General features: G+C 56.5%; 5 protein-coding genes. All 5 read left to right on the top strand.

The window, feature by feature from the left end:
- The first annotated feature begins 201 nt into the window (after window positions 1-201).
- Entirely contained in the window at window positions 202-2,013 is a 1,812-nt protein-coding gene (lepA, locus tag NW835_RS01320) for a translation elongation factor 4 (RefSeq protein ID WP_414365654.1), read from the top strand.
- Complete coding sequence (gene yqeK, locus NW835_RS01315; RefSeq protein WP_414414315.1) at window positions 2,006-2,647, top strand: bis(5'-nucleosyl)-tetraphosphatase (symmetrical) YqeK; 642 nt, start codon at window positions 2,006-2,008, stop codon at window positions 2,645-2,647. The genes lepA and yqeK overlap by 8 nt, the downstream gene beginning before the upstream one ends.
- Window positions 2,648-3,031 carry a ribosome silencing factor gene (gene rsfS, locus NW835_RS01310; protein ID WP_414398654.1) on the top strand — a complete coding sequence of 128 codons (384 nt, stop codon included), beginning with the start codon at window positions 2,648-2,650 and terminating at the stop codon, window positions 3,029-3,031.
- Window positions 3,032-3,533: 502 nt separating this feature from the next.
- Window positions 3,534-3,857: a hypothetical protein gene (locus NW835_RS01305; RefSeq protein ID WP_414335041.1), complete on the top strand. Its 324-nt coding sequence runs from the start codon at window positions 3,534-3,536 to the stop codon at window positions 3,855-3,857.
- 48 nt (window positions 3,858-3,905) lie between these two features.
- On the top strand, window positions 3,906-4,679 hold a 774-nt coding region (locus NW835_RS01300), incomplete at its 3' end, for a histone deacetylase family protein (RefSeq protein WP_414414314.1).

Raw genomic sequence — 4,679 nt, 5'->3', positions numbered from 1 at the left:
ACTACGCAATGCTGTCGCTCTAACTCCCCTCTCCCTCTGGGAGAGGGGCCGGGGGTGAAGGCGGGTCGGCGGCAAAGTGTCTTAATCTGGTTTGAAACGACTCTATCTTCCTCCTTGCCGGTTAACTTCTGGACAACCTTGACCTGGGCAGAGAGCCAAAGAGGCTAGCATTGTAAAAAATCTTTGCCCTGACAGGTTCTTATGACCGACGTTCCCGTCTCCCGCATTCGCAACTTTTCCATCATCGCCCACATCGACCACGGCAAATCCACCCTGGCCGACCGGCTCCTGCAAGAAACCGGCACCGTTTCAGCCCGCGAGATGAAGCCGCAGCTTCTAGACAGCATGGAACTGGAGCGGGAGCGGGGCATCACCATCAAGCTGCAGGCGGCCCGCATGAACTACCGCGCCCAAGACGGCCAGGACTATGTCCTCAACCTCATCGATACGCCGGGGCACGTGGACTTTACCTACGAAGTCTCCCGCTCCCTAGCAGCCTGCGAAGGGGCGCTGCTGGTGGTGGATGCCTCTCAAGGTGTGGAAGCGCAGACCCTGGCCAACGTCTATCTGGCCCTGGAGAACAACCTGGAAATCATCCCGGTCATCAACAAAATTGACCTGCCGGGGGCGGAGCCGGAGCGGGTCATCGCCGAAATTGAACAGGTGATCGGCCTCGATTGCAGCGGGGCGATCCTGGCTTCTGCCAAAATGGGCATCGGCATCCAAGAGATCTTAGAGGCTATTGTGCAGCGGGTGCCCCCGCCGCAGGATACGGTGGCGGATCCCTTGCGGGCTTTGATTTTCGATAGCTACTACGACTCCTATCGCGGCGTGATTGTCTATGTGCGCATCATGGATGGGGAGGTGAAAACGGGGGATAAGATCTGCTTCATGGCCTCCGGTCGGGAGTACGAAATTACCGAGCTAGGGGTGATGCGCCCCCATCAAGAGCCGGTTGAGTCTCTCCATGCGGGGGAAGTGGGCTACATTGCCGCCGCCATCAAAAGTGTCGAGCACGCCCGTGTTGGGGATACTATCACGCTTGTCCATCGCAGGGCCTCTGAACCTCTGCCGGGCTACAAAGAAGCCAAGCCGATGGTCTTCTGCGGCCTCTTCCCCAGCAACTCCGATCAATACGCCGAACTCAAAGAAGCTCTGGAAAAACTGAAGCTCAACGATGCTGCCCTCTACTTTGAGCCGGAAGTTTCCCCTGCCATGGGCTTTGGCTTCCGCTGTGGTTTCCTGGGCCTGTTGCACATGGAGGTGGTGCAGGAGCGCCTGGAGCGGGAATACAACCTGGATTTGGTGATTACCGCTCCGACAGTGGTATACCAGGTTACCCTCAATGATGGCTCGGTCATCCGCGTAGATAACCCCAGCAAGCTGCCTCCTCCTAACGAGCGCGTCAGCATCGAGGAGCCTATTGTTCGGGTGGAGGTAATCCTGCCGGAGGAGTTTGTTGGTACGGTGATGGAGCTGTGCGAGACCAAGCGCGGCACCTTTAAGGATATGAGGTACCTGGCTCAGGGCCGCACGACGTTGGTGTACGAATTGCCTTTGGCGGAGGTGGTCACCGACTTCTTCGACCAGTTGAAATCTCGCACCCGCGGCTACGCCAGTATGGATTACCAAATGGTGGGTTACCGCGCCGACGATCTGGTGCGTTTGGACATCCTAATCAACGGGGACGTGGTGGATTCTCTGTCCACAATCGTGCATCGGGACAAAGCTTTTTATGTGGGCCGGTCTCTAGTAGCCAAGCTGCGCGAGCTGATCCCACGCCACCAATTTGAGGTGCCCATTCAGGCAGCGATTGGCTCTCGGGTGATAGCCCGCGAAACCATTCCTGCCCTGCGCAAAAATGTCCTGGCCAAGTGCTACGGGGGGGATGTGACCCGCAAGCGGAAACTTTTGGAAAAGCAAAAGGAGGGGAAAAAGCGCATGAAGGCGGTGGGAACCGTGGAGGTGCCCCAAGAGGCGTTTATGGCAGTGCTGAAGTTGCAAAATGACTAGCCCAGTCTTACGACGGGAAGAGGTGTTGGCCTGGCTCCAGGAGCAGGTGCCTCCCCCTCGCCTTCGCCACATTTTGGGGGTAGAGGCGATGGCCCGGCAACTGGCGATCCATTATGGGCTGGATGAGCAAAAAGCTGCTTGGGCAGGGCTGATGCACGACTTGGCCAAGTCCTTCCCCCCGGAGCAACTGTTGCAAAGGGTGGCTCAGGAACGGGAGCTGGACGAAATTGAGCGGGCCGAACCCCACATTCTCCACGCCGAGGTGGGATCCCTGCTGGCACGGGAGCGATTTCAGGTACAGGATGCAGAGATCTTGGCGGCCATCGCCAACCACACCCTGGGACGCCCCGGCATGGATCCATTGAGCTGTGTGGTTTTTGTAGCCGATGCTCTGGAGCCGAATCGGGGCAGCAGCCCAGAATTGGAGCGGTTGCGGCAGATGGCTTTTGTAGATTTGTCTAAAACCGTGGTGGGAGTCTGTGACTTGAGCCTAAAATTTTTGCTAGATCGGAATCAAGTGGTTCATCCGCGCACCCTCATGACTCGGAATCATTTTCTGTTGCATCCTTTAGATAGAAAGGATGTAGGGAAGGTTATGTCCCAAAGCAACTCAGTCGTTTCAGGAGGGTTCTAGTTGCTACAGCCCATGCCTGCCCGTGCCAGGGATCCCATCTATCGCATGGCGTTGACCGCAGCTCGCGCAGCGGAAGAAAAAAAAGGCGGCGACATTGTCTTGCTGGATGTATCCCAAATTTCCACGTTGGCGGATTACTTCCTTTTGATCAGTGGCTACTCGCTTACGCAAGTACGGGCCATTGCCCGAGCAATTGAGGAAAAGGTTTGGGAGGAGTGGCAACAGAGTCCGCGCCGCATCGAAGGTCAAGAGTCAGGCTCCTGGATACTGATCGACTATGCCGATCTCATTGTCCATGTGCTCATGCAGGAGGAAAGAGACTACTACGACCTAGAATCTTTCTGGATCCAGGCCCAGCGAGTTGATTTACCATTGGCGGGCTAGCCTCATTGTTTCTGAGTTCAGATCCCTAAGCTGCAACGGCTTTGCGGAGCCCGTAGCTGGGGCCAGCAGTCACCTGTCTGGCCTCTCAGCACTTGTCTCAGCAGTATTCCAAGCCGGCTTTGGCGCGCTAAGTTAGCCAATTGTCAAAAAATATGTAAGTTCCTTGATATTCCCATAATTTTTCACATAGTCGTATGCTAGCGTGGTGGGCGAGGAGTGGTTGAGTGAGATCTTCTTTCTCACTGTGGCTAAGCTTCTATAGTCTTTGTTAAATACTGTACCCTGCTCTCCTCGGAAGCTCGATAATTTTTCGTTGGTGCCGGATGCCAGAGAAGCGATCTTCACGGTTTCTGATGGTTCCTGTTGGCTGCTTTTAGCGGCAAGCGGGAAGACAAACGAGGTGAATAGAGATGGAAAGGCTTAGCCGCAGAAGAGATCTTACACACGCTTTGTTTAATACCTGTTTTAAGAGTGACAGGGATTTTTAGGAGGGACGTTGATCATGATGGAAAAGATGTTGGTTAATATCGTTGAGTATCTGGCCCTAGGAGAGCTGGAAAATTACCTCTGTACCGAGCATCCCCATCAGCAGGTGTTTCATGACGCCAAGGAGCGGGAAGCGATGATGCAGCAGATCCTAAACCGCGTTCCTGCTGTTTACATGTGGCTGGCTCCCGATGAGTGTCCCAGCCACGATCAGCTCAACCCTTCTGAGCTGGAATTGCTCCGCTCGGTAGTGCGGGATGTGGTCAAGCAGAAGCTGCAACAAGCTTCTTTTGGCGTTGACCCCTATGCGGGATCCATGTCGGAAGCTTTTTACGGGTAGAGGAGCACGGGCTTAGGCTAGACTGCGAGAACATTGCCTCGCCCTGGTATGTTGCCCGTCTACTATTCAGAGACCTTTCTTCGCCACGATACGGGCCCCTTTCATCCCGAGCGCCCGGCTCGCCTGCAGGCCATTGTCAAGGCGCTGCGCAGCGCTTCTTTTGCCGACTGCCTGGAGTGGCGGGATCCCCCCTTGGCGGATCTTGCGGAACTGGAGCGGGTTCACCCGCGCTGGCACATTCAACAGGTGGCCGAGTTGGCCGTGAGGGGCGGGGGACGCATCGACGCAGATACTTCCGTTTCCGCAGCAAGCTTCGAGGCGGCGCGCTTGGCGGTGGGAGCCTGGATTGCTGCTTCGGCCTCGGTTTTGGCCGCAGCTCAGCCGGCTTTGGTGCTGTGTCGCCCGCCGGGGCATCACGCGGAGCCGGAACGGGCAATGGGGTTTTGTCTCTTCAGTAACGCCGCCATTGCCGCCCTCTGGGCCCTGGATCAGCCAGGGGTAAGGCGGGTGGCAATTTTTGATTGGGATGTGCATCACGGCAACGGCACGCAGGCGGTGGTGGAGCGCCACCCCCAACTGGCCTATGCCTCTATCCATCAGTTTCCCCTCTACCCCGGCACGGGCTTGGCCCAGGAAACCGGGATCCACGGCAACCTCTGCAATGTGCCGCTGCCTGCTGGGTCGGATTGGTCGGCCTATAAAAAGGCTCTCGATGAGAAGGTTTTGCCCTTCTTGCGAGCCTTCCAACCGGATTTGCTGCTGGTGAGTGCTGGCTTTGACTGTGCCAAGGGGGATCCCTTGGCACAGTCAAAGCCAGCACTC

The organism is Synechococcus sp. OH2 (assembly GCF_047462155.1).
Taxonomy (GTDB): domain Bacteria; phylum Cyanobacteriota; class Cyanobacteriia; order Thermostichales; family Thermostichaceae; genus Thermostichus.
The sequence above is the reverse complement of the archived record's forward strand: the minus strand, read 5'-3'. Positions and strand labels throughout refer to the sequence as shown.

Coding starts and splice junctions, on each gene's coding strand:
- NW835_RS01305 (WP_414335041.1), top strand. CDS start 3,534: ATGATGGAAAAGATGTTGGTTAATATCGTTGAGTATCTGGCCCTAGGA.
- yqeK (WP_414414315.1), top strand. CDS start 2,006: ATGACTAGCCCAGTCTTACGACGGGAAGAGGTGTTGGCCTGGCTCCAG.
- lepA (WP_414365654.1), top strand. CDS start 202: ATGACCGACGTTCCCGTCTCCCGCATTCGCAACTTTTCCATCATCGCC.